The organism is Desulfoconvexum algidum (genome assembly GCF_055382125.1).
Genome location: NZ_AP042394.1, coordinates 4,228,442 through 4,253,473 on the forward strand (window position 1 = coordinate 4,228,442; position 25,032 = coordinate 4,253,473).

At 47.6% G+C, this 25,032-nt stretch carries 21 protein-coding genes; 10 read left to right on the top strand and 11 right to left on the bottom strand.

The window, feature by feature from the left end:
* Positions 1 to 26: 26 nt before the first annotated feature.
* Both recB and recC read right to left on the bottom strand, forming a co-directional pair.
* Complete coding sequence (recB, locus tag ACZ45G_RS19170) at positions 27 to 3,677, bottom strand: exodeoxyribonuclease V subunit beta (RefSeq protein WP_464172105.1); 3,651 nt, start codon at positions 3,675 to 3,677, stop codon at positions 27 to 29.
* On the bottom strand, positions 3,674 to 7,027 hold the full coding sequence (gene recC, locus ACZ45G_RS19175) for an exodeoxyribonuclease V subunit gamma (RefSeq protein WP_464172106.1): 3,354 nt from the start codon (positions 7,025 to 7,027) through the stop codon (positions 3,674 to 3,676). The genes recB and recC overlap by 4 nt, the downstream gene beginning before the upstream one ends.
* 257 nt (positions 7,028 to 7,284) lie before the next feature.
* On the opposite strand from recC, the gene ACZ45G_RS19180 reads away from it, so the two are divergent.
* Positions 7,285 to 7,710, top strand: a complete 426-nt coding sequence (locus ACZ45G_RS19180; RefSeq protein ID WP_464172107.1) for a GNAT family N-acetyltransferase — start codon at positions 7,285 to 7,287, stop codon at positions 7,708 to 7,710.
* A gap of 381 nt (positions 7,711 to 8,091) precedes the next feature.
* Positions 8,092 to 8,580 (top strand): hypothetical protein, encoded by a 489-nt coding sequence (locus tag ACZ45G_RS19185; protein ID WP_464172108.1) that lies wholly within the window; start codon positions 8,092 to 8,094, stop codon positions 8,578 to 8,580.
* 99 nt (positions 8,581 to 8,679) lie between these two features.
* Here the strand turns inward: ACZ45G_RS19185 and ACZ45G_RS19190 are convergent, their stop codons facing one another.
* Positions 8,680 to 9,807 (bottom strand): mechanosensitive ion channel family protein, encoded by a 1,128-nt coding sequence (locus ACZ45G_RS19190; protein WP_464172109.1) that lies wholly within the window; start codon positions 9,805 to 9,807, stop codon positions 8,680 to 8,682.
* A 179-nt stretch (positions 9,808 to 9,986) separates the two neighbouring features.
* Between ACZ45G_RS19190 and ACZ45G_RS19195 the strand changes: the two genes are divergently transcribed.
* Complete coding sequence (locus ACZ45G_RS19195) at positions 9,987 to 12,473, top strand: type IA DNA topoisomerase (protein ID WP_464172110.1); 2,487 nt, start codon at positions 9,987 to 9,989, stop codon at positions 12,471 to 12,473.
* An 88-nt stretch (positions 12,474 to 12,561) separates the two neighbouring features.
* On the opposite strand, the gene ACZ45G_RS19200 is transcribed toward ACZ45G_RS19195, so the two are convergent.
* The 4 genes from ACZ45G_RS19200 to mtnP all read right to left on the bottom strand — a co-directional run bounded on the left by ACZ45G_RS19200 (position 12,562) and on the right by mtnP (position 14,964).
* Complete coding sequence (locus ACZ45G_RS19200) at positions 12,562 to 12,924, bottom strand: cytoplasmic protein (RefSeq protein WP_464172111.1); 363 nt, start codon at positions 12,922 to 12,924, stop codon at positions 12,562 to 12,564.
* Positions 12,925 to 13,080: 156 nt separating this feature from the next.
* Positions 13,081 to 13,551 carry a hypothetical protein gene (locus ACZ45G_RS19205; protein ID WP_464172112.1) on the bottom strand — a complete coding sequence of 157 codons (471 nt, stop codon included), beginning with the start codon at positions 13,549 to 13,551 and terminating at the stop codon, positions 13,081 to 13,083.
* 99 nt (positions 13,552 to 13,650) lie between these two features.
* The gene (locus tag ACZ45G_RS19210; RefSeq protein ID WP_464172113.1) at positions 13,651 to 14,172 is read right to left on the bottom strand and encodes an adenine phosphoribosyltransferase; all 522 of its coding nucleotides are present in this window, start codon (positions 14,170 to 14,172) and stop codon (positions 13,651 to 13,653) included.
* 42 nt (positions 14,173 to 14,214) lie between these two features.
* Entirely contained in the window at positions 14,215 to 14,964 is a 750-nt protein-coding gene (gene mtnP / locus ACZ45G_RS19215) for an S-methyl-5'-thioadenosine phosphorylase (RefSeq protein WP_464172114.1), read from the bottom strand.
* 188 nt (positions 14,965 to 15,152) lie between these two features.
* Between mtnP and ACZ45G_RS19220 the strand changes: the two genes are divergently transcribed.
* The 3 genes from ACZ45G_RS19220 (at position 15,153) to ACZ45G_RS19230 (ending at position 16,983) form a co-directional block, all read left to right on the top strand.
* Positions 15,153 to 16,037 (top strand): DMT family transporter, encoded by an 885-nt coding sequence (locus ACZ45G_RS19220; protein ID WP_464172115.1) that lies wholly within the window; start codon positions 15,153 to 15,155, stop codon positions 16,035 to 16,037.
* A gap of 68 nt (positions 16,038 to 16,105) precedes the next feature.
* Positions 16,106 to 16,498 carry a response regulator gene (locus ACZ45G_RS19225; RefSeq protein WP_464172116.1) on the top strand — a complete coding sequence of 131 codons (393 nt, stop codon included), beginning with the start codon at positions 16,106 to 16,108 and terminating at the stop codon, positions 16,496 to 16,498.
* A 23-nt stretch (positions 16,499 to 16,521) separates the two neighbouring features.
* Entirely contained in the window at positions 16,522 to 16,983 is a 462-nt protein-coding gene (locus ACZ45G_RS19230; protein ID WP_464172117.1) for a CYTH domain-containing protein, read from the top strand.
* Between the two features lie 28 nt (positions 16,984 to 17,011).
* Here ACZ45G_RS19230 and ACZ45G_RS19235 read toward each other — a convergent pair whose 3' ends face one another.
* From ACZ45G_RS19235 to ACZ45G_RS19250, 4 genes are all read right to left on the bottom strand, one after another.
* Positions 17,012 to 17,458 carry a hypothetical protein gene (locus tag ACZ45G_RS19235; protein WP_464172118.1) on the bottom strand — a complete coding sequence of 149 codons (447 nt, stop codon included), beginning with the start codon at positions 17,456 to 17,458 and terminating at the stop codon, positions 17,012 to 17,014.
* Positions 17,458 to 18,417 carry a 4Fe-4S dicluster domain-containing protein gene (locus ACZ45G_RS19240; RefSeq protein WP_464172119.1) on the bottom strand — a complete coding sequence of 320 codons (960 nt, stop codon included), beginning with the start codon at positions 18,415 to 18,417 and terminating at the stop codon, positions 17,458 to 17,460. The genes ACZ45G_RS19235 and ACZ45G_RS19240 overlap by 1 nt, the downstream gene beginning before the upstream one ends.
* 45 nt (positions 18,418 to 18,462) lie before the next feature.
* Positions 18,463 to 19,005, bottom strand: coding sequence for a thioredoxin family protein (locus ACZ45G_RS19245; RefSeq protein ID WP_464172120.1), 543 nt, complete (start codon positions 19,003 to 19,005; stop codon positions 18,463 to 18,465).
* 376 nt (positions 19,006 to 19,381) lie between these two features.
* Entirely contained in the window at positions 19,382 to 20,821 is a 1,440-nt protein-coding gene (locus ACZ45G_RS19250; RefSeq protein WP_464172121.1) for a sigma-54 interaction domain-containing protein, read from the bottom strand.
* Positions 20,822 to 21,112: 291 nt separating this feature from the next.
* Here ACZ45G_RS19250 and ACZ45G_RS19255 point away from each other — a divergent pair, with 291 nt between their 5' ends.
* The 4 genes from ACZ45G_RS19255 (at position 21,113) to ACZ45G_RS19270 (ending at position 24,955) form a co-directional block, all read left to right on the top strand.
* Positions 21,113 to 22,210, top strand: a complete 1,098-nt coding sequence (locus tag ACZ45G_RS19255) for a rhodanese-like domain-containing protein (RefSeq protein WP_464172122.1) — start codon at positions 21,113 to 21,115, stop codon at positions 22,208 to 22,210.
* A 28-nt stretch (positions 22,211 to 22,238) separates the two neighbouring features.
* Positions 22,239 to 22,589 (top strand): cytochrome c family protein, encoded by a 351-nt coding sequence (locus tag ACZ45G_RS19260; RefSeq protein ID WP_464172123.1) that lies wholly within the window; start codon positions 22,239 to 22,241, stop codon positions 22,587 to 22,589.
* A gap of 65 nt (positions 22,590 to 22,654) precedes the next feature.
* Positions 22,655 to 24,307, top strand: coding sequence for a tetrathionate reductase family octaheme c-type cytochrome (locus tag ACZ45G_RS19265; protein ID WP_464172124.1), 1,653 nt, complete (start codon positions 22,655 to 22,657; stop codon positions 24,305 to 24,307).
* Positions 24,308 to 24,310: 3 nt separating this feature from the next.
* Positions 24,311 to 24,955 (top strand): cytochrome b/b6 domain-containing protein, encoded by a 645-nt coding sequence (locus tag ACZ45G_RS19270; protein ID WP_464172125.1) that lies wholly within the window; start codon positions 24,311 to 24,313, stop codon positions 24,953 to 24,955.
* Positions 24,956 to 25,032: the final 77 nt, after the last annotated feature.

Sequence of the window (25,032 nt, forward strand, 5' to 3'; positions counted from 1 at the left end):
AATTTCACATTAAAATACAATTGCCTTTATAGGATGGCCAGAAACCTGTCCAAAAAATCCTTTGACGGTCGGTCGAAAAAAACGCCGTGATCCCCCTTCGGATGCATACCCCGGATGAACAGATAAAAAACGCCACCAAAATCCCTGTCATAGGAATAGTCTTTTAACCTGTGACCAAGGTAACGGTGAAGGGCGACCAGGTATAAATGGTATTGCAAGATATAATGATGGCTTTCCATGGCCTCTTCCATGGCGCATCTGCCATAGTCCCCATGGGCAGTTCCCAGAAAATTGGACTTATAATCAAGGATATACCATCTGCCCCGGTGTTGAACAACAAGATCTATGAATCCTTTGACAAATCCCTTAAAGGGCTTGGCCCCAAGCGTGAACAAATGCTTTGCATAAGTATTCGCGTTAGACTGCCCGGCAAACAGGGCACCAATGGCCCTCAGGTCCAGATTGTTCACATCAAAGAAAAATTCCAATTCCGTAAACCGCTGACCCAGGGAGATATCCTCAAGACAAAAGGGATGCACCGGCTTTGTACCACCGCCTTTACCAACAGGATCAAGCGGTGTGGCAAGGATGTCTCTCACAGCAGCCAGGACAACATCGCCAAGTGCTGTGTCCTTAAATCCAAATTTCGCCAGATTCTTATCCACCACCCCTTCAACCGAACGGGCATCCCTGAAATCAAGCTCCTCAAAAATGGCATGGAAAAAGTCTCCGGATCCGGCACCCTTGGGAAACGCCTTTAACACGATTTCCTGGTTTGCCGCGCTCTCCCCTTGGACCGGTTGCTGCTTCTTTGTCTCAAATCTATTGGGCTCAAATTTATTGGGCTCATACTCGGTTCTGGTGAGGGCGGAAAAACTGGATATGCGCCAGGCAGGCAGGACCTGTCGCTTCCGGGGCCTGGCAACCAACGCTGATCGGGGCGAATCCTTGGATATATAAGGCCCGCAAGGCTCATGAACCAAGGCAAGATGCCCGATTGCCACCCGGTTTTCCCCCTGCCGGCAAAGATTTTCCAGGTCCGCCACCATCCCCTCGTCTGTTTTGCACCCCCCGGGGTGGAGCAGACCGCCAAGGGCAGACCCCTCCACCGAGGAAATCCCGGCCCAGAAAATTTTACACATGGCCGAAGCCCTTGTCAGGGCCACATAGAGCAGGCGCTTTTCTTCGGCCATCTGTTCAAAGGCCATGCATTCCCTGGATCGATCCGGGTCATGACACGGTTCCGCCCGGAACAACTCACCGGCCAATTCACGGTCCATCCCCCCAGGCCTAAGGTCCAGGCGAAGCTGAAAGTTTTTATCGGGATCATGAAAAAAAATGGGATCCCGGGGGGGACCCCCACCGGCCCAGAGATACGGCAGAAAAACAACGGGATACTCAAGTCCCTTGCTTTTGTGGATGGTAACAATGGCCACTGCCTTTTTATCACTTTCAAGCCGCAGCTCATCTGACTGCTCATTTCGGGTGGAAACAAAGAGCTGTTCCCTGACCCATTTGAGAAGATAAAACATGGACAAATGGTGCTGCTGGGCAGCCTGGGAAACCAGTTCTATTAAATGATAAAAATTGGTCAATCCCCGCTCACTCAACGCAGATGAGGTCCTTAACACCCCGTCATCGGAATGGAACAGCGCCATGATCATGGAAACAAAGCCCTTTTGTTCCCAAATCTGCCTAAATCCCCGAAATTGGTCCTGGTGTTTCCACAATTGACCTTCATCCCTTTCCAAATCGGCCAGCATCTCCCCTGTAAAACCGAAAACAGAGGAGGAAAGCGCAGCCTTAAGGCGATCTATATGGTCGGGCTCATGGACTGCCGTCAAAATATCATAAAGATCGATGGCCTCCTTGGAGTCAAAGACAGAACCCGTTTTAGACAGGTAGGAGGGAATATTCATGGCTGACAATGCCTGGTACACGGCCTCGGCCTGGCTGTTGGTCCGCACCAGCACCGCCATGTCGCCGGGACCGATCTTGCGGGGGAAGGTTTGATCACCTGCTCCCTCCAACAGCCGTTTATCAGAATTTAGAATAGAAAGAATATCGGTTGCCAGGATCCGGGGGATCGCCTTTAGTGCCTCCTCTTTTTTAATGTATCCCCCGCGGTCAAGGGGAAACGCCTCTCTTTTGACAAAGGAAAACTGGAGGGGCGGCACGGAAGAGCCCTTCTCCACCAGCCGGTTGACCGCGGTTTGGGGGGTTATGACCCGGGTGAATTCAATTTGTTCAAACAAAAAAGGATTTTCTTCCAGGGAAAAAAGGTCGTTCACAGCAGCGACCATCAAAGGAGCGGATCTATAATTTTTTTCCAGGGTAAACATCTGGTCGCTCTCTTTGCTGGCCGACAAATAGGCAAAAATATCTCCTCCTCTGAAGGCATAGATGGCCTGTTTGGGATCACCGATCATAAAAAAGGGCATCTGTCGTTGGGCATGATCCAGACCGGGACCGGCAAAAAGCCGGGAAAAAATCTGATACTGGGCAGGATCTGTATCCTGGAACTCGTCAATGAGGCAGGCCCTGTATTTTTTTGTCACTGCCGCCCGAAGCTGTTCACGGCTTTCTCCATCGAGGGCTGCGGCCAGATCATTGATCAGGTCATCAAAAAAACAGGCGCCATCGCGTTGCTTCATTTGTTCAAGCTCGCAACGAAAATAGGTAAAAAATTCCAACTTCAAACTGACGAGGTTGATTTCCATGACATGGGACAATTCAAGCAATTTTTCGCATAAATCAAAAAAATCATGGGACGGAGGCGTCTGGCCCTCCTTTGTCTTGTCCGCCAGTCGTGTCCGGGTAAACTTAAAGAGAGGATCCCCTTTTTCCGCCATGGCAAAAAGGGCATCCCTGCCCTGAACCGCTAAAGTTTCCCGGGAAAGGGCCAGCCAGTTGGGAAGATTTTTTTTGGTATAACTTCGCTTGTCCACCCCTTTGTGGGCCTGGATCAAATCAATGATAACCTGAGTATCGGTTTCCAGAAGATTGTATATTTTCTGGGTAAGTTCCCGATAGGCATCGCTGACATCGCTGAAGGCAGCTTTTTGGGGAATAATATCAAGGCCGGGCCTTGTGACCACCTGGCGGAACCCGGATTTAAACGCCTCCGGTGTCACGCCTTTTTGGGCCAGAAACTTCAACACCAGGGGGTCCAGATCATTGATCCGGGTCATGAAAAAATCCATGCACACCTGGTCAAAGAACGAGGAAGAATCCGTGAGCAGCTCCATATCAAAATAGGCACCACTCTCAAAGGCATTTTCCTTTAAGGTCTGAAAACAAAAAGAATGGATGGTCATGATGCAAGCCTGGTCAAAACAGGTAACCCCATGGGCCAGTCGCCGACGAACAAGATCTGGATCCGGCTGGTCATTGAAAAACCGGGCAAGTTCGTCGCTAGGGATTTCACCCGCCTCCCCGGGACCCTGGGGCCATGGTTCTGCGAGGCATTGGGACAGCCGATCCCTGACCCGAAGCTTGAGCTCTGCGGCAGCCGCCTCGGTAAAGGTCACCACCAGGATGGACTCGATGGGAAACCCTTGTGCAATAAGCCTTGCCACCAGGGTGGTGATGGTATAGGTTTTCCCGGTACCGGCACTGGCTTCAATCAGGGTGATTTTTTCGAGATCCAGGTTAAAGGGATCCAGGGGCGTCATCATGGGCTGGTTAAATTCTCCAAAAGGGGTTGATAGACCAAAAGGGCATTGTCTAGGATACCCGATGCCGTTAAGTTGTCTACATTCTCAAAGGGATCCTTGTGACCGAACATAAGTTCCACATACCGGTTCATGCGCTCTCCCCCCCCGTAAAAGGGGTCAAACCAATACCGTCGGGACTGCGCCAGGGCAAGTTCCAGGTTTTCCCGGGTCCTTTCATAATTTTTTTGGGCGAGGCTCTTGACCAGATAAAAGCAGGTCTCACAAAAAAAAGCCGGCACCTGATTCTGACCCTGGCGGTACAGAGAAATCAAGGTTTCAATATGGGATTGAAAAAGGGGTACCGGACCAAAAGAATAGACCACGGCCGGCAATTTTCCCTTGGGATCCTGACCGATAAGCCGGGTGCAACGGGGGGTGCCTGGGCTTGCCTGGGAATTTAAGAATAGATGATAAATCCATTGAGTGAGCAGTCGGGCCGGGGTCAGGCGACCAAACCCCGCCACAAACCTGCCAGATCCATACAGATCATGGATACTTCCTGTGATGTGAAACTCCCCCACCCGGGTATCCACTCCCAAGGGCGGCATGGCCTCTCCTGGATCCAGGGTATTGACTAGGGCCAGCACCGGATCGGCCAGTGCCTTTACCCTCTCCCATTCAGCCCTCCCCTTTTGGCCAAAGGGCAGCAATCCCCCTGCCCGGACCAGGGGATAAAAATCTGTTGTGGGGGTCTTGTCCATATAATAACTGCCCAGACCGTACCGGGATAGCCCGGACAGCTGGAAAACCTCCCGATCAGGGGACGGTTCCTCAATGTCGGGAAACAAAAGATTCAACCCCTGGGTAACGAAAGTTTCAATCGGTCTTCTAAAGAACCGGACCAACTCGATCAGGGTTGCGCTGCTTTCTTGTTCCAGATCAAGACAAAATTCCCGGGATAAAAAAGGTGTTGGCCCAGGGCTGTTCCCCCTCTTTTCCCTTTCCGCCTGGGACATGGCAATTTTGCACTGGTCCTGGGAAAAGGAGAAGAATGCCCCGCCAGGGCTAAAATATTTCGGGCTGAAGGGATGAAGGGGATGCTCAAAACAAAATACAACGCCTTTTGGGAATTCAAAACTTTGGGTGACCACATCCTTTAACTCTTCCACCACCCCTGAACAGGGAATGGGGGAATTGTCCTTTATGCTCATGCCCGTATAGGTTATGATCAGACGGTCCCGGGCGGAAAGAAGGGATTCCAGAAAAAGATATTGATCCTCATCGCGCTCCTGCTTATCCCCCATCTTGGGATATTTTTTCATCAAATCAAAGCCGACAGCCCCGGCCTTTCTCGGAAAACTCTGCTCATCCATTCCCATGAGCGCCACCACCTTAAAGGGGATACTGCGCATGGGCATGAGATTACAAAAGGTGAGGCTTCCGGCCAAAAAATTACCCTGGGCAATCGTTTTGTCCAGTTTGGTTTCAATGATCTCACGGGCCACACAAAAATCGATGGTCCGGCCATACCCGGCTATCTCCCCCTCCTGGATAAACTCATCAATGATTTGAATCAAAAAGACCATATCCGCCTCATTGGACACGGTTTTTTCCATCATGGACCCTACCAGGGCCTTAAAACTTTCCCCCCATCCTGTAATTGTTTTAGGGGCAGAAAGGTCAGATAGACGCTCAAACAGGGTGTACCCGAAATGAGAAATCTTTCCTAAAAGCTGGGCTTCCAGCCCCTCAAAGGCATCACAGGGAAGTACCCCTGCCACCAGTTCCTCCCCCCCCTCAGCCAGTCCATACCCCATGAACAATCGTTTAAGTCCAAACATCCAGGTATTTTCATCAAACCTTGCACCTGTCAGCTCTTGTCTGTGATCCCCATCCCTGCCCCATAGAATACCCGCCTGCTTTACTTTTACCTCAATGGGCAGAACCTCCTCGGCCAGGATATCAAATTTTGCGGCAATGGCAGGGCTGAGCAAAAGGTCCAGGACACTTGCCTGCTCCAGCCGGGAGTCCTTAAGCCCCAGAATCTTTAAAAACGCCTCCAGGGTCTGGGATTCAGATTTTTTTCTCCTGTCTGAAATTGAAAAAGGCAGACAATGCTCAGAAGCGAACACCGCTTCCAGATAAGGGGCATAGGCCTCAATATCCGGCATCATCACAATGACCTCGTGGGGGTGAAGATCTGGATCTTGTTCAAAGGCTTCCAGGAGCAGGTCCTTTAGCACCTGGGCCTCCCGCATGGGGGAATGGCAGGCATGGATACAAATGGAGGCATCTTCCGGGTCCACGGCCAGGGGCAGGTTGTCGCTGCCCGCCTTTCTAAAGACCAGATTCAGGATATCTGACTGGAGAACAGCCAGCATGTTGGCAGAACGGTCCAGGGGCTCTTCAAACAGATCCCCCAGGGGCTCATGGTAATCAAAGGCTTCAAGGCTGCCATGGAACTCTCTGCCCGACCGGCCCAGGGAGGACAGCAGGGGATTGGCAATCTCATAATAATCTGGGTCCGGGTCCAGGAGGCCGGTTTGATCCGGTTGGTTTTGACTCGGTTCGGGTTGATCCGGGTCCGTTTTATTCAGCTCAGCTTGGACCAACCCCATTTTTTCCATCTGTCGCAGGGATGTAATATCAAAGAAAAACTGGTCCGACGGGGTGAGCAAAAACAGATAAATATCCATGTTCCGGGACAGGGCCCCAAAGAGTTCCAAAAACCGCGGCGGCATGGCAGAAACCCCGAACAAAGATATCCGCAGGGGAAGACCAGACCCTTTGTCAGCAACGGATCTACCGAGGGCAGCCTGTTTTATAAGTTCTGCCCGGACCGCCACATGGGTGTGGGGCCAGGCAACAGCAACCCGCTTCCAGATCTTTGACTGCCAGGCCATAACAGGATCGGTAAAACACGTATTGTCATCGGTCTTCTCCCAATCCAGGAGCATCTGGGGCCTGTAAACCTGGTAATCATCAAAGACCCGGGCGATTTTTGTGGACAGCTGAAAAAGCCTGCGGCCGGACAGATCCCCTGCAATATAATTTTCAAGGCTTGCAAAACAGGGGGTATCACGGTTTTCAAGGATGGTCTCCATGATGGACCACATCAGGACATCCTCGCTGAGCATGGAATCCTGGCGGATGCCAGGACCTGTGAAAAAAAGTTCTATCATCTGCCGGGGAAATAGAAAGGAAAGATTGGCGCAGACCCCGAATCTTTGGGTCACCTGGGTCGCAATCCATTGTTTCATTCCCCTGGACTGGATACCAATCCACTCTGGGGCCATGGGGTCTTCGGGCACCTGGGCAAGGACGGCAGCCAACCCATCCATGAGACCTTCCATTCGATTGCTTTTGATCATGTTGAGCAAGGTTGCCACCCGTTAAAGCGTTAGATTCAATTTTTGTACAATACCAGACCCGCCAGAACCAATCAAACCCAAATAACGTATCCCTATATTTTTTTACCCATACAGCCCCTAAAATAAGTAAAATACTCAGACCCTATCAATATCCAAAAAAATAGGGCCGGTTCCTAAAAGTTCAATTTTCTAAAGATTGGCATGTCCTTTTACTTCCATACTTGATAGAGAAACATATCTTTAAATAAAGGTTACAAATGAACACTATAAATTTAGTCTATAACGACCAGCCAAATAAGAAAGATCAAAAATATCTTGATGACAAATTAATGGGGTTCAATGGCAATAAAATTAAAGGATATGCTTTTAAAGGCTTCCTTTATAAAATGACAGACGAATCAGGATCGATGATTGCAGGGATAGATTGTATATTAGGGGGTGGATGGCTTGAAATAATCAGTTTGTGGGTTTTGGAACATTATAGGAAAAAAAGATTGGGTGAAAGGCTATTGTTTGAGGCTGAAAAAATTGCCAAAGAACAAACTTGCCATAGCTCATATCTTTATACTTACAGTTTTCAAGCCCCGGGATTCTATGAAAACTATGGATACAAAACTTTCGGTATTTTAGAAAACTATTATAAAAATCATTCTAAACTATATATGAAAAAAAAGTTGATTTGATTCAATTGATTACTATTTATGAAGCACTGTATGGACAAGACTGCCCAGAAGCAAGCCGGTAAAATCCGTGACACTCGCCTTTCATGCTTGTCTAACAGGCTGTCACACAATTTATGGCGTAAAAAAAGTGATTATTGGCAAACAATCTATCAGATGACTGTCCTTTGAACCGTGGCTTTCTTTACTCGATTGTCGATTTTATTCAACCCAAATCAAGATTCACATGGAATTTGCCTGTCCAAAGAGACACCACCCATTGAATATTAATCTGGTATTTGCTATTAGATTCCAGATAATTATTTTTTAAAAATTATTGGTTTATAGTATTTACCATATTTAAATACCGTATAGGGTACAAAAATTAAAAAGGAGAACCAACGAATGAAAAAAAGCCCGAAACTGATTTCCCTAGTGGCAGCCCTGTTAATTGGCCTATGCCTCCATGCATCCGCATGGGCAGAAGGCAATTCCCCCGCACAAGTGGTAAAAGATTTTACCAAAGCGTATTCTATGCTGGATCCCTCAATGGCGGATTTCCTCAGCGAAGATGCCCTGATAAATGAGAATGATGTCAACATGGTAGAACTCTATCTCAGGTTGCAGGAGAATGATGCCTACAACCGGGGATATCAAACAAGCTACCTGCAGATGAAACCCATCCTTATAAAAACCACGGTATTAAGCATGGATGATGCGTCGGCCCAAATTCAGATTAAGGCAACCACCATTCGCAGTATCAACCCCTTATACCGGATTGTGGGATATATTTTTCGTATCCTTGAAGAGCATGAGATTCAAGACACCCTTTCCCTTGTCAAAGAAGATGATGCCTGGAAAATTGGTCCCGGTGCCTTTGACATGCCCATTTAAGCGTTTATTCATAAAAAAAACCTGTTGGCCGAATCCACAGCCAACAGGTTTTTTTTATGAATCTTTGATGGTTTCATTTAATGGTTTCATTTAATGGTTTCATTTGATGGTTTCAATGGTGTCCTTTTCAATGACCTTTTTTTCAATAAATTGGGTGTCTGTTGATACAGACCGGACATGGACATCCTGCTGGGGAAAGGGAATTTCTATCCCCTCTTGTATAAACCGTTTGTAAACAGCTGTGTTGAGCAGGTGCAACACCTTGCCGCGAAACACCGGTTTTCTGACCCAGCACAACAATTCATGGTCCAGACTGGAATCGCCAAAGGCACGAAACCGCACCCGGGGTTCCGGAATTTTACAAACTTCCTGGAAGCCGGATGCCACATCCAGCAAAACCCTATGAACCGTGTCAATGTCTGAACCATAGGCCACTCCCACCTTGACACGGACACGAAATTTTTCATGGCGGCCGCCGGCTTCATTGGTAATCTTGGTATTTCCCATGATGGAATTGGGCACGGTGATTTCCACATCATCCCTTGTTAGAATCCGGGTGCTGCGGATACCGATATTGGTGACATTCCCCCGTTCACCTGAATCCAGAACAATAAAATCCCCGAGTTTATAGGGGGCATCGGCCATGATAAAGACCCCTGAAAAAAGATTGGCCAGGGTGTCTTTTGCGGCAAAGGATATCGCAAGGCCCAATATTCCGGCGGATGCGACCCAGGCGGTCAAATCGATATCCCAGACCAAAAACACAATATAAATAGACAGGCCGGTGACCAGAAGAATCAAAAGGTTATTAAACAGCGGCAGGGTTTGGTCCTGAATCAATTTGAACCAGCTTTCGTCACGACTCACCAGGTTGAGCAGCAGCTTGAGAAACCTTGTGGCGGCCAAGGCCCAATAAAAGATGGCAATGGTTTTCAGACACCCCAGGGTGATAAAACCGATGATTTCGGGAAAGCCCAGTCTTTCCGTAGCAAGGGCCAGGCCAAAGAGGATAATGCTTAAAAAAACGGGCCGGTGAAAGATATCCAATACCTGGTCATCTATTTTGAACTTTGTCTTTTCGAACCACCCTTTTACAATCCGGGAGAGAATCAGGTCGACCCCCTTTGCTACCCCCAGAAACAAGAGGATAATCAACACTGCCTGGAGATATCGGTTGGGCGCTATTTGGGCCAGGACCTCCATAAATTGTGCTTTATTAAACCCCATGGTTATTTAGCCTTTCATTTGTCCGTCCGATTCTTATCATGGGAAAAACCTTTAAAAAAAATTATTCAATTAACAACCCCCCTCTTCCCCGGACAACGTATCATATCCAGAAGGCTAACTTCAAATTATTCTTGGAAAAGCTATGGATATTATCCTTCATTTAAGATAAAAAATTACCCATGACCGATTTAATCCTGACAGAAAAATTTTCCGTGGCAGCGGATTTTGCCAAGGCCCTGGGAGTAAATAAAAAAGGGGACGGGTGTTTTGAAGGCGCTGACTTTGTCATCACCTGGGCTGTGGGCCATCTGGTGACTCTGCTTGAACCCGATGAGTATGATCCCTCCTTAAAAAAATGGAAACTCGATACCCTGCCCCTGATACCTGCGACCTTTGAATACAAACCCATTAAAAGGACCTATGGGCAATTTAAAACCATCAAAAAACTTTTGACCCAGAGAAGCTTTGGCCGTGTCATCATCGCAACCGATGCCGGACGGGAGGGCGAGGTTATTGCCAGGACCATTCTGCTTAAAGCCGGCTTCCTGGACAAGGCCCGAATCCTGCGGTTTTGGACCAGCCAGGCCCTGGTGCCCGAAGTGGTCCGAAATACCATGAAAACCCTGAGACCCATGACCGATTATGACAGGCTCTGGCGGGCAGGATATTATAGACAGGTCTCCGATTGGCTCATCGGCATGAACTGCACCCGGGTGCTCACGGTCCGGTTAAAGGATCTTTTTTCCGTGGGCCGGGTTCAAACGGCGGTTTTGGCACTTCTCACGGATCGCAAAAAAGCGAGGGAGCAATTTGTGCCCCAGACCTATTGGACTTTAAACATCTTATTTACCGGGGACAAGGGTAATTGGACAGCAAGCTGGTTTAAGGACAAAGAGACCCGGCTGACCGAAAAAAAAGAGGCCCAGGCCCTATACCAGCGACTGACCGATGAGACATCACCGGGACAGGTTCAATCTTTAACAAAAGAAAAGAAAAAAGAACTGCCCCCCCTTCTTTTTTCCCTGACCGACCTCCAGCAGGAGGCCAATAAAAAATTTGGATTTCCGGCAAAAAAGACCTTGAACCTTGCCCAGGGCTTATACCAGGACAAAAAGTGTCTCTCTTACCCGAGAACCGACTCCCGGGTCCTGGGCACCCAGAACCTTGACATGGTTCAAACGATCATTCAAAAGCTTTCCACAGCCTACCCGGATATTTTTACGGGAATTAAATCACAACGGGTATCCCTGTCTAACAAACGGGTCTTTAATGATGCCAAACTCACCGACCACCATAGTCTGATCCCCTTTAAACCGCTATCGCCCAGTGCATCATCCGATGAAAAAAAAATCTTTGATCTGGTGATGAGACGATTTGCCGCAGCATTCCATGGGGATTGTGAGTTTGAAAATACCCGGGTTGTCACCCTTTATGCCAATGAAACCTTCCAGACCCGGGGGCGCGTCATCCTGGTCCAGGGCTGGAGACAGGTTTACCAGGCGACCCGACAAGATAAAGACTTAGAGGAACTGATTCCCCCTCTGGTCCAGGGAGACAGGGCCATCGCCAGAAAAATAAATCTTGAGGAGAAACAGACCACCCCCCTGCCCGACTATACAGATGCACTCCTGCTAAAAGACATGACAAATCCGGGGCGGTATGTATCCCAGGAGGCTATTAAAAAATTCTTTCGGGGGGATATGGGAATCGGCACCCAGTCAACCCGGGCCCAGATCATTGAAACCCTTATTGCCCGTAAATATATTGTAAGATCCGGAAAAAAGCTTTTGGCAACGGACAAGGGATCCTATCTTGTGGATATGCTCAGACGCTGCCCTATTTCTTCTGTTCTCACCTCGCCTTCGGAAACGGCCCGATGGGAGATGGACCTGAACCGAATCTCCCTTGGAGAAGATACCAACACCCAATTTCTGGTCAAGATAAAACAATTTGTCACCCGGGCGGTGAATGAGCTGAAAACAGCTGAGTTTGAATTAAAAAATTTTAAGGCTGATGCCCCGATGGTAATGGTTGGCAAATGTCCTGCCTGCGGCAACCCGATAAAGGAAACCAAAAAGGCATACACCTGTGACAATCGAGACTGCCAGTTTGTCATCTGGAAAAAAATAGCCGGAAAATCCCTCTCTCCCAAAATGGCTGGTAATCTGTTGAAATATCGGAAATCAGGCCCTTTTAAAGGATTCTATTCAAAAAAAAAGAAACGGTTTTCAGCCTCCCTGATCCTCCATCAGCAAGAGGGCAAATGGCAGGTCGCTTTTGATTTTGCCAAACCGGATTCCCCATCAGGTGCCACCCCCAAAACCAAAGAAACAACAACCCCCAGAGACCCTGTCTGCCCCTTGTGCGGCGGACAAATAATTGAAGGTAAAAAAGGGGTGGGATGCACCAATTGGCGACCTGAAAAGGGGAATTGCCTGTTTGTCATCTGGAAAGAAATTTCAGGCAAGAAACTGACATCGGAAAATATAGAAACCCTTTTGAAGGGAAAAACCACAAGGCCCTATGTTCTAAAAGACCCAAAGGGAAATAAATTTAAAGCAAAATTGCGGATGATTCAAACAGCGGACAGGGGGTTTGCCATCCATATCCTGCCGGAAAAAGGTTCTTTGGAAGGAGTTGTTTCCCAGATCCCCTGCTCCCGTTAAACCTTGTTTTTTTTTTGGGGGGGGGGGAGTCGGAAAAGAGATCCGTTCAGGTCAGGTCTGACCTGAACGGATCATAGGAAATCAGGCGTTAATTCATACCCGGCATAATAATATTGGATTTTTCTTTTTTCTGCTGGGCTTCCATACGCTTGAAATTTTCAATCACCTTCTGGGTTTCCAGTTCCATGGCTTTGGGGAACAGGTCCATTGCTTCTTCCAGGGTGGTAGCTTCTAATTTCGCCTGCATGGGGATGGGTCCCTGGGGGGTTCCCAGCTGGGTATTACCGATGAAAATCGTTTCCCGAGTGGTGTCATCCTTGCCATCAATTGTCACAGGGATCAATTGCCGGATATTGGCAATTTTAAGATCTGTAAGTGATATTTCCCGGTAAAGATTTGTTTTGTCGACCTGGAAATCCAGGTTATTGGGTGCTCCGCCATTATCGCCCATGGGTTTGTCTCCAGTTTTTATAATTAAAAAAAATCCTGACCGATTATCAGGATTTGCTCCCTTTCTTACCGTATTCACCGCATAAGTTCAAGGAAAGAGTAAAATTTGACCCTGATGGCAAGCGGGGAATAAGTTCCTAAATTTACCCCGGAACCATCAAAATCCGTGACGATCCTCATTTGGCTTATAAGGGCTATAGACTTCCACCGTCCGGGTTTCATGGTCCACCAGCACCGGGCTATAGCTATAAAAAGAAAACCAGATCCCTAATTTTTGTCCCTGGGTATCCAGGATATCCGAGGTATAAAGACGGATAGCATCTCTGTGAAGGTCACTTAAGTTGGCGATCTTTTTATATACCTCTTCTTTGGATTCTATCTTGAACCAGAATCTGTCAGAGAATCCATAGGTATTGTCAATACCCACAACGGCATAGGGGATTGAGGAACGGCCGCAATAATAGTAATTGTAATTGTCCGGCAATGCGCCGCCCTTATACTGTTCCAGCAATGCCGTATTGGTCCGAATGGTTCCGTAATTTCCCACACATCCTGCCAGGACACCGGCAAACATCAACAACAATAAAAAATTTATGACCCAAGAGGCCTTGCAAAAAAATGTTTTCATGACATCACCTTAAAAAATTCTTGCCAGATATTTCGGTCAGATACCCTAAGTCAGATACCCCGCTCAAATACCATTGGCCGTATCTGCCCAACCATTTAATTATTCACCTTCAAATGTTGTAATGGCAAACACCTTACATCCCGGGATTTTATCCCGGCCTTTCAGATCGGGCAATTCCACAACAAAGGCACATTCAATCAGATTTGCCCCCAGTTTTTCCACCAGTTTCACCGTGGCCCCCACTGTCCCGCCCGTGGCAATGAGGTCATCCACAATAATGACCTTCTCACCTTTTTCAATGGCGTCTTCATGGATTTCAAGGGTGTCTGAACCATATTCAAGATTATAAGTCTCCTGGATGGTTTTGCAAGGCAGTTTGCCTTTTTTACGCACCGGCACAAACCCGATGCCCATCTTATAAGCCAGAACCGCACCAAAGACAAACCCCCTGGCATCAATCCCCACAATCTTGTCAATGCCCATGTCTTTGTACCGGTTGTACAATATGTCACAAGATTCCCTGAATGCCGCGGGATCCTGCATCAAGGTTGTCAGGTCTCTGAAAATAACCCCTTTAATGGGCCAGTCTGAAATGCTTCTGATCGTCTCTTTTAAATCCATCTTCTTTTTTTATTCTCCTGATTTAAGGATTGGGTTATCGGGTTAAGGTATCAAATTACCAATGGTGTTGACAAGCAAGCGTTTGACATTGTCTGCGTTGTGATTGAACACAGCCAAAATTTCATCCCAGGTCACCGGAGCCTCATCCTCTTTCCAGCAATCATAATCCGTTGACATGGCAACAGCGGCATAGGGGATACCCGCCTCATTGGCCAGCATGGCCTCGGGTGCCGTGGACATATTGACCACATCTGCCCCCCAGAGACGAAACATTCTAGATTCCGCCACCGTTGAAAGCCGCGGACCCTCAATGGTAACCACACAGCCGCGTTCATGGACGGCAAGATCCAGGATCTTTGCAGATTCATAAAAACAGCGTCTAAGCGCTTCATCAAAGGGATGGGCCATGGCTGTATGAACGACTCCGTCCTCAAAGGAATCCGTAAAAGTATTTTTACGAAACCGTGTAAAATCAATGAACTGATCCAAGACCACCAGATGCCCCCGGTCTATTTCCTGTTTCAGGCTGCCGCAGGCGGTAGTAGCAAGGATATGGGTGGCACCGGCACGCTTTAAGGCATCGATATTGGCCCGGTTGTTCACCTGGGTGGGGCTGAATTGATGTCGTCTGCCATGCCGGGCAAGGATCAGGGTATCCACCCCATTTATTTCACCGGACAAAAAATTTGAAGATGGCTTGCCATAGGGTGTTTTAACTTCAATTTCCCTGGGATCCTTCAAAATATCAGGATCATCCAGCCCAGACCCGCCAATTATACCAACCACTGTCATCTTACTCTCCTTTACATATCCAAATATATCTGCAAACATCATGTATTATTTAAAAAAACCACTCCTGCGCCTACCATAAATGGTTTAATTTATCAAGTCTTTGTGGGGTTCATGGTATACAAACCAGGCGGTTTGGTATATCCATACGCTTCAGGAATCAAAAAAAAATATTTGTATATGGAGTTGAGATGTCCCTTAAAACCATTGTCCTGACCTGCCTTGCCATGACGGCATTTGCAGCCAATTCCATTTTTTGCCGATTTGCCCTTGGGGAAGGCGGTATGGATGCCGGCATCTTTGCCCTGATCCGTCTGGTATCAGGGGCCATTGTCCTGGGAATTCTTTCGGGAAGACACGCCTTCCGACAGCCAGTCACAGACGGCGACAAACCGTGGGCCATGCCCCTGATGCTGGCCCTGTACGCCCTATTTTTTTCCTATGCCTATGTCAACCTTAGTACCGGTACCGGCGCCCTGATCCTGTTTTGTGCGGTACAGACAACCATGATCACTGCAGGCGTCCTGGCCGGAGAGCGACCGGGACTCGTCCGGATCCTTGGCATGGCAACCGCCCTCATGGGACTGATCTACCTGGTTTCCCCGGGGTTATCTGCCCCCTCCCCCCTGGGCGCTTTTTTAATGACCCTGGCCGGCATCTCCTGGGGGATCTATTCCCTCCTGGGAAAACAGGTCCGAAACCCCATAGCGGCAACGGCATTTAATTTTATCTGGGCAGTTCCCCTGGTCATTGCCCCCATCTTCTTTTTATCTGGTTTTACCCTGCCAACAAATTTGGACGGGAGCGGATTCTGGGCAGCGATATTATCCGGAACCCTGGCCTCGGGCATTGGGTATGTCATCTGGTACGCAGCCATAAAAGGACTCTCCCCCGGCAGAGCAGCAAGTGTCCAGCTAACCGTGCCGGTGATTGCAGCGGTCGGCGGGATCTTATTTTTAGCAGAACCAGTGAGTCTTCGCCTTTTCATTTCTTCTGCCGTAATTTTGTCTGGAGTGGGGCTGGCATTGGTTCCCAAGAAAAGAAAAAATTTCACTCAAAAGCATAAAAAAATATGATATGATCTTTTTAAAGTAAATGAAAATAAAACATGAAATTTTGTGGGTACCGGTAAAGGAAAATTTGAATGAGAATGCTTGTTGTGGATGATGAAATTGTCAGTCGAAAAAAAATGATGCGAATTATAAATGAGTTTGGCGTCTGTGAAGGAGTTGAAAGCGGAAGAACTGCATTGGATATGGTTAAAACAGCCCTGGCAGAGTGGAAACTCTATGATCTGATAACCCTGGACGTTTCCATGCCGGACATCAGCGGAATAGAGGTGTTGACCACCATCCGGGAAATGGAAAAGGGGCGGGGAATGGACAAAGAGGAACAGGCAAAAATTCTCATGGTGACCGCCCACTCTGACATGGAAACCGTCAAGGCCTGTGCGGGAAAATGTGACGGCTATGTGATCAAGCCCTTTAATAAAAAGGGAATGGTCGATAAATTTAAACAATTAGGGTTTCTCCGATAATCCTTGGGAACTTATTTTTTGCCATGGGCATTGAAATCGAACGAAAATTTCTTGTAAAGCAACTCCCCCCCGACCTTTCTCCCGGCCTTGTCATCTGCCAGGGCTATATGGTCAACCAGGAAGACCGGGTGGTTAGAATCCGAACAAAGGGAAACAAAGGATTTTTAACCATCAAGGGGAAAACCATCCATACACGGCGCCAGGAATTTGAATATGAAATTCCCCTGACCGACGCCCAGCAAATGCTGGACCTTTTCTGTGCCCCCCCCCTGGTGGAAAAAACCCGGTTTAAAATTGAATTCAAGGGATTTGAGTGGGTGATTGACCAATTCGCCGGAAAAAGTTTGGGATTGATTGTGGCGGAAATTGAATTGGAACACGAATCCCAAGCCTTTGAGACCCCTCCCTGGGCTGGCGAAGAAGTAAGCCATGACCCCCGCTATTATAATTCAAACCTCATCGAGCATCCCTATTCCACCTGGTAACCCCTATCCCTATAGAGAAACATAGGTCTTATTTAACCCAGGTTTTCTTTTTTACCAGGGCATAGGCGCTTACCATGAACAGGGCCATGCAAAGACTGATATGGCCAATATCCATCACATAAATCAGGGTATGGGAAAAATAGACCCCGGACAGGTTCTTGACCACCATGAGCCCGCCGGACACCACAAGACCAAGGAGAAGAGCCACCTTGATCCCCCCGGAAACCGTAACCTTGGAAACCCTATTTTTACTCATAATAAAATCCAGCACTCCATAAACACAGAGAGCAATGAGAATGGAGGCAAAGATATAATGCATGGCATGGGTGACATAAAACTGGGCAAGCCACCCAAGCCCTGGGATATCAGCAATATAATACCGCTTAAAAATCGGCATCTGGGCAAACCCGGTCAGGGCAATAAAAAAAAGCGTAATGCCATAAACAATTTTTCTAATTTTATGGTCAGAAGACATTAATCCTCCTCCTTTACCCGTTTGTAAAATTTTCCAAATGCCGCAGCTGCACCTGCAATGGGGGCAATGAGCATGGCCCGGGCAAGGTTGCTACCGTCTGCCATCATATTCTCGACCTCGTCCATGGCAGGTCGTCCCTTTCCCGTTTCAAGAATAAGTTGGTCAAAGGGAACCGGAGAGACATAAAGGGTATTGGTGCCGCCGTTTTCGGTTTCTCCGTAAATATACCCATGGGTTTCCTTTGCAAGGGCATGGGCCTTTTCAATCATCTTGGACCGGGGACCAATGGTTTGGACATTTTCAGGGCAAGCTTCAATACAAGCAGGGGTTTCTCCTCGTTCAAGTTTCTGGTAACACCGGTCACACTTGTACATGACACCGTTCCCGGCAAGGCTCGGCAGGATATCCAGGTAAAGCCCCACACCGGTCTGACGCTGGGGCACATCCCAGGGACAGACCGCATTGCACTTAGACCCGCCCAGGCAGATGTCGGCATCAATCCGGGAGAGCCCGTTGGGCTCCTGCTTGGCAGCACCCCAGGGACACAGCTTCACACAGGGGGGATTTTCACAATGCATACAGCGCCTGGGTATGTTCAGTTCCAGTTCTTCCCCGTTGACCATTGCCGTTGCCGGCTGGATAAAGAGCCAGTTATAGGGCGTCAACCGGTCTGTTTCATCTTGTTTATCCGACCAGTCCTGGACGGGCACCCGTTTGGGAAACATTTTGGGGAACGGTTTTTCAGGAGCCGGGTACTTTGCGGCATTGGCTTCCCGACAAGCATAAACGCATTCCTCGCACCCAATGCATTTGCTGATGTCAATGAGTGTCACCAGGGGCTCTGTCTCTTCTTTTGCCAAAGAGGCGGCGGCTTGCACCACAGGGTTTGCAACAGCCACGGATCCGACCGCCGTAAAAGAGCCTTTTAAAAATGCCCTTCTTGAAATTTTTGATCTCATATTGTTCTCTCCCTTAACCGAAAAATGAGTTTATGAAACATAATATTATCCTTGTTTCATAAACTCCTGAAAACTCATTTTATCATAGTTTTTGGTATGGATATACTTTAGAACCAGAAGCAATTGAGCGGCATCCAGATACCCGGGAATACTATTGATCTTTGTACCATCAGGCTCCAGAAACCACAGAGTGGGAAGCCCTTTGACCTTCCACTCATTGGAAAGCTCTTTGTGCTTATCGGTATTCACCTGGATACTGACAAAGTTTTTTGCAAGATATGCCAAAATTTTTTTATCTTTAAAGGTGGTCTGTTTAAGTTTTCTACAATAGGTGCACCAGGGGGCATGGAAATAAAGAAAGACCGACTTACTTCCCTTGGCAGCTGTGGCCATACCGGGTGTATAGTCTTGCCAGCCGATGGCAGTCCCTATCATCGCCAAATTTGTTTTCTCTGAAGTTTTAGCTGAAGCTTCCGATGCAACGGCAACTTGTATAACCGGCGCAGACGATTCTGATCTATTATAGATGATTCCCCCTGCAATTGCCAAAGCTATGAGGACCACCACCAGTACATTTTCTTTTTTCATTTAATATCCTTTGCCCATTTTCCTAGAAGAACATCACCAAAAATCTTCTTCCGATTCAGATTCAATCAAACATTATTAATCAATAATTAATCAATAATAATATTCAGCAAACATAGTGCCAATGAATGACCCATCACCAGACATGTCAGAAAAATAACAGTCTCATCCATTGCCAAGCCAATCTTTGCACCCATAAATTTATATTTTTTCCATCCCCGGGATTTCCCCTGCTCCCGCGGCGTGTTAACCATTTGTTAATATGACAGGTTTAATAATACCATACTTTCATCGAAGAAAAAAGAAAGTACCGCCCTGTGGCCAGGATTAAAGTCAGCGCTTCCGGCCAAATATTTCTCACAAAGGGAACAGAAAACTTTCACCGACTTTTCACGGTAATATTATATTTTTTCATACGCTTCCACACGGTAACCCTGGAAACTCCCAGATACTGTGCAGCCTTTGTCTGATTCCCATCTGCCTGCCTTAATGCATGGATCAGGGAATCCCTTGCGCTCTGCTTCACAACCACTGCTGTCCCTGGGAGCTCAAAAGGGGCAGCCTCAACCACTTGGTCCTCTTTTAATGGTTCCTCTTCTATGACCATGGCCTTTTGGGGTGAAGGCGAAAACAAGGCTCTCCGGTTCACCACCTTTTCAGGTAAATGTTCCGGCCGTACACTCTTCCCCTTTGCCAGGACGAATGCGTATTCCACGGCGTTTCTCAACTCCCGGATATTACCCGGCCAGGAATAGGAAACCATTGCCCGCATGGCTTCCGGGGTAAATCCCAAAATATTTTTCCCGGTTTTTTCAGCATGGATACTGATAAAATGCTGAATAATCAAGGTGATGTCATCCCTGCGAAGACGCAGGGCCGGGCAGGTCATGGGAAATACATTGATCCTGAAGAAAAGATCTTCTCTAAATTTTTCCTGTTCAATGAGGCTTTCAAGATTTTTGTTGGTGGCAGTAATGATCCGCACATCAATGGGGATGGATTTGTTTTCCCCCACCCGCTGGATCATTCTCTCTTCCAATACCCGCAAAAGCTTGACCTGTACCGACAAAGGGATATCCCCTATCTCATCTAAAAAAAGGGTACCGGTATGGGCCGCCTCAAACCGTCCTACCCGGTCAACATCGGCACCGGTATAGGCACCCTTTACATGGCCGAACAATTCACTTTCCAGGATGCTTTCACTCAAGGCTGCGCAATTGACCTTGATAAAGGGCTTATCTGCCCTGTTTCCGATTTCGTGGAGGGCCTTGGCCACCATTTCCTTGCCGGTTCCACTTTCACCCAGGATCATCACCGGGGTGTCCAGGGATGCCACGCTTTCAATGTGCTCAAAAAGATTCTGCATGACCGGGGTCCGGCCAACGATGCCGTGGAATCCATCATCAATGTGGTAAATGCGCCGGATGGACGCCAACTCATTCTTATAACCGATATTTTCCGATATATCCTTGAGAGTTTCCACTGCCCCCACGATTTCTCCCTTGTCGTCAACGAGAACGGTGGCTGTTTTGACAATAGGGATGGCCCTGTTGTTGGCCGCGGTGATCACACATTTTTTATCCCGGATAAGACCTGCGGAAAAAAGACCGCACCACTGCTTGCCCTCCCCCTGGCCAATAAGTTTACATCCCGTACAATTGAGCAGTCTGCAGGATTGGCCCTTAAGTTCCTCTTCCGAATACCCTGTCATCAGTTGGGCAGAATGATTCGCCGCGATAAAATTCCCCTTGGCATCCACAATAATGATCCCGTCCTGGGCGGAGTCAATGATAGGCCGCCAATGCTTTCCAATATCCATCCTCATTCCCCTTAATTAACATAGTTAACGAATAAGTTAATACATATTAACACATTGGCAACACCCAATCCAATTTGGCCCCCTGAAAAAATGTTGCAAATACATAAAATTTACTTTAAAATAAAGGCAGTTGAATTGATATTCTCTTTATTCTTTTTCCCCCTGGCACATCCTTTGCTATCTATTTGCATACCTTTACGGGCAATAGGCAAAGAATAGAAACAAACCCGGCGTATGATCCGGGACCTAAAAATAAAAGCAAACATCATAACCATTAATTTAGGAGTCAAAATGAAATCCAAATTTAAAACACTGATCCTGGCCATGGCTGTAGGCCTTGTGATCCTGGCAGGAACCTTCTCGGCTAGTGCCCAGGATGCCAAAGAACCCTGGATGTATGATGAGATCGTGGATGCTGCGTTTGTAATATCAAAGGTAAGTGTTCCCATGGCAAAAAATGTCATGATCATCGATGCCAGACCTTACCAGGTTAAATTTACCAAGGGCCATATCCCCGGAGCCGTCAGTATTCCGTTTTCTAAGTTTGACAAAAAAATAGACTTGTTGCCCAAGGACAAATCCACCCTGCTCATCTATTATTGCGGCGGTCTTAAATGCAAACTGAGCCATAAATCTGCCAAAAAAGCCAAGGCCTTAGGCTTCACCAATGTCAAAGTTTTTGCCAAGGGATATCCCGAATGGAAAAAACAAAAAGGTGCCTATGCCGCAATAACAGCAGAACAGGTGGCGTTTCAAATTGCTGCCAACGATACCCTGATTGTGGATGCCAGGCCCCAGAAACCAACATATGACCAGGGCCATATCCCCTCGGCCATCAATATTCCCTTTTCCCAGTTTGATGCCTTAAAGGGAAAACTGCCCAGGGAACTTTCCACCCCCATTATTTTCTATTGCGGCGGCCTTAAATGCAAGTTGAGCCATAAATCTGCTGCCAGGGCCATTGTCATGGGCTATAAAAATGTTTCTGTTTTTGAGGAAGGCTACCCCGCCTGGAAGAAACAATTTGGTGCCGGCAGTGCCGGTGTTGCCGTCAAAGCTGGAGAAGTGGAAGGTTCCATTGATCTTGAACGGTTTAAAAAAGTTGTGACAACCACGCCTGAAGCCTTCACCCTGATAGATGTCCGGGATGCAGATGAATTTTCCAAGGGCCATTTAAAAACCGCCACAAACATTCCCGTTGAAAAATTAGAACCCAAAATAAAAGACCTGCCTTCAGACAAACCCGTGGTATTTTTATGCTCCACCGGTGCCAGAAGCGGTGAAGCTTACTACATGGCCAAAGAAGTCAGATCCGATCTGGAAACCTACTATGTGGAAGCTGAAATTGATTTTAAACGAGATGGGACCTTTACACTCAAAAAAAACTAATTATTAATAAATAACAAGGAGATATAACATGTTTAAAAAAGTATTCATCACCGGTATTCTCATTTTGTTCACACTGGGATCTTTATCCGCCGCCTTTGCCGCAGAAGGCCCTGGTGGCAACAAAAGAAAAGGCAAATATACCTATCGGAAAGTGGTAAAAGCCTGTTTCGAAAGGGGAGCGGTTGATTCTGCCTCTCCCAAGGTCAGCCCGGCTGACAAAAAACAGGCGGAATGGAAAGCCATTTTTGAGGGTAAAAACTTTGGCGAATTTGGCTGCGACCAGGAATGGGCGGACATAAGCGACGCAGATGCTCTGGATATTTATTCCTATTTTTACAATTTTGCAGCAGACTCTCCCACCCCTGCTACCTGCAAATAATCTTGTTTCCGGGGAGGGGGTCACCCCCATCCCCGGACGCTTGTACACTCAAACTTGGAGGTATAATGGGAAAAACAAAAACCAGCTGCGGGAAACAAAGACCCAAGACAACACTATTGCTGATATTTGCAGCCCTGATATTTATGACAGGGATCTTACCCGGGGCCATTGCCTCCCAGCAAGTTTCAGGTGCGGATGAGGCCCTGGGGATCAAACTGGCCAAACAAGCAGTCCGGTCCGACAAACACTGGACTACCACAGATCATTCAAAAATGGAAATCCTGAAGCAAAATTTCACCTCGGGAGACCAAATTACCCAGGCCTGCCTTTCCTGCCACACAGATGCGTCCATGCAGTTTGAAGAAACCATCCACTGGACCTGGAAAGTCCCTTCGGAAAAGGAAGGAGTCATGAACGGCAAGGCAGGACACGCCATTAACAACTTTTGTATTTCCGGAAATGCCATGGAAGACAAGGGATGTCTCAGCTGTCATGCGGGCTGGAACGGCACCCAAGGGGAAGTCAATTGCCTGGCCTGCCACGGCAAAGAAAAATTCAATTATAAAGAAGCCTTTGAGGATCTGAAAGCCTTTGAAGGGGATGATGACCCAGACACCCTTGAAATCGTCAAGGAAGTCCAGGAAGAGGTTAAGAATGCCGTCCACCAGATCACCATGCCCCAGCGGGAAAACTGCGGGGAATGCCATTTTAAAGGCGGCGGTGGGGATGGGGTTAAACACGGGGATCTGGATACCTCCCTTGCCAAACCCAACAAGATGCTGGATGTTCACATGGCAGCCGAAGGAGCAGACTTTACCTGTACAAGGTGCCACACAACGGTGAAACACAATATTGCAGGACGCCTTTACACCCGTCCTGCGGCAGCGGAACGTACGAGTCTTATTGAAGATGACATGGCCACAAAAATCACCTGTGAATCCTGCCACAGCAACCTGCCCCATAAAACCGCTTCAAAAATGAACGACCATACAGACAAAGTGGCCTGCCAATCCTGTCATATCCCTGAATTTGCCAGGGTCAATCCCACCAAAATGTGGTGGGACTGGACCAAGGCCGGTGACCTCAAAGACGGAAAACCCTATGTGGTAAAAGGGGAATTCGGCAAGCCCACCTATAAATCCATTAAAGGGGAATTTAGATGGGAAAAAAATGTTCAGCCTGAATATTTCTGGTACAATGGATCATTTGCCAATACCACGATAAAAGAGAAGATTGACCCCTCGGGCATTGTTGAAGTCAGCCATCCCCTGGGCGATAAGAATGATCCAGATGCACGGATTCATCCCTTTAAAATCCACAGGGGAAAACAGCCCTATGACAAAATTAACCAGCAGATGGTAGCCCCGTTGCTATCGGGTCCCAAGGGATTCTGGACCACCTTTGACATGAACGATGCCATTATAAGGGGCAATAAAACTTTGGATGTGCCCTATTCTGGTGAATTTGACTATGTGGAAACCACCTATGCCTTTCCCATCACCCATATGGTGGCCCCTAGAGAAAATGCTTTAAGCTGCAACGAATGCCACATCCGGGAAAATTCCCGACTGGCCAGTATCACCGGTATTTATCTGCCCGGACGGGACCGCTCCAATTTCATCGACACCTTAGGGATAATTGCCGTGCTGGCCGCCCTTGCCGGAGTGATGCTCCATGGTCTTGGCCGATTTTTCACCCGGAACGGAAAGGAGGAGTAGGATATGGTGGTTAAAACAATAAAAAAAGTATATTTGTACACACGGTTTGAACGCATCTGGCACTGGCTCCAGGGATTGATGATCATTGTCCTCATGGTCACAGGATTTGAGGTCCACGGCACCTTTAAACTCATGGGATTTCAGACAGCCGTGACTGTTCACAATTTTGTGGGGCTTGCCTGGCTCGTCCTGTTTGCCTTCTTTGTGTTCTGGCTCTTGACCACCGGGGAATGGAAACAATATATCCCCACAACCAAAAAGCTCTTTGTTGTTATCTTTTACTATGCCTTCGGGATTTTCAAGGGCCATGAACACCCGGTGCAAAAGTCCAAAGGCGCCAAGCACAATCCCTTGCAAAGATTGGCATACCTGGGTATTTCCGCCATGCTGCTGCCCCTGCAAATGACAACCGGTCTTGTCTACTATCTGTATAATTTTATGCCCGGAAGCATCTCTCTGTCGATCCTGGCAGTGGTACATACCCTGGTCGCATTTCTCCTGGTGAATTTTCTGATCATTCACGTGTACATGACAACCACGGGCCATTCTTTGTTCAGCCATATTGCAGGCATGATCTCGGGGTGGGAAGAAATTTATGAAACCACCCACATCCAGGAATGGGAAAACAAGGCCACGAAAAAAAATTAGTTTAAAATAATAGAACCATTATTACCTCCCGGGGGCAGGCATCGGGGCCCCCGGTTTTATTATCTTCCACTTTTTTT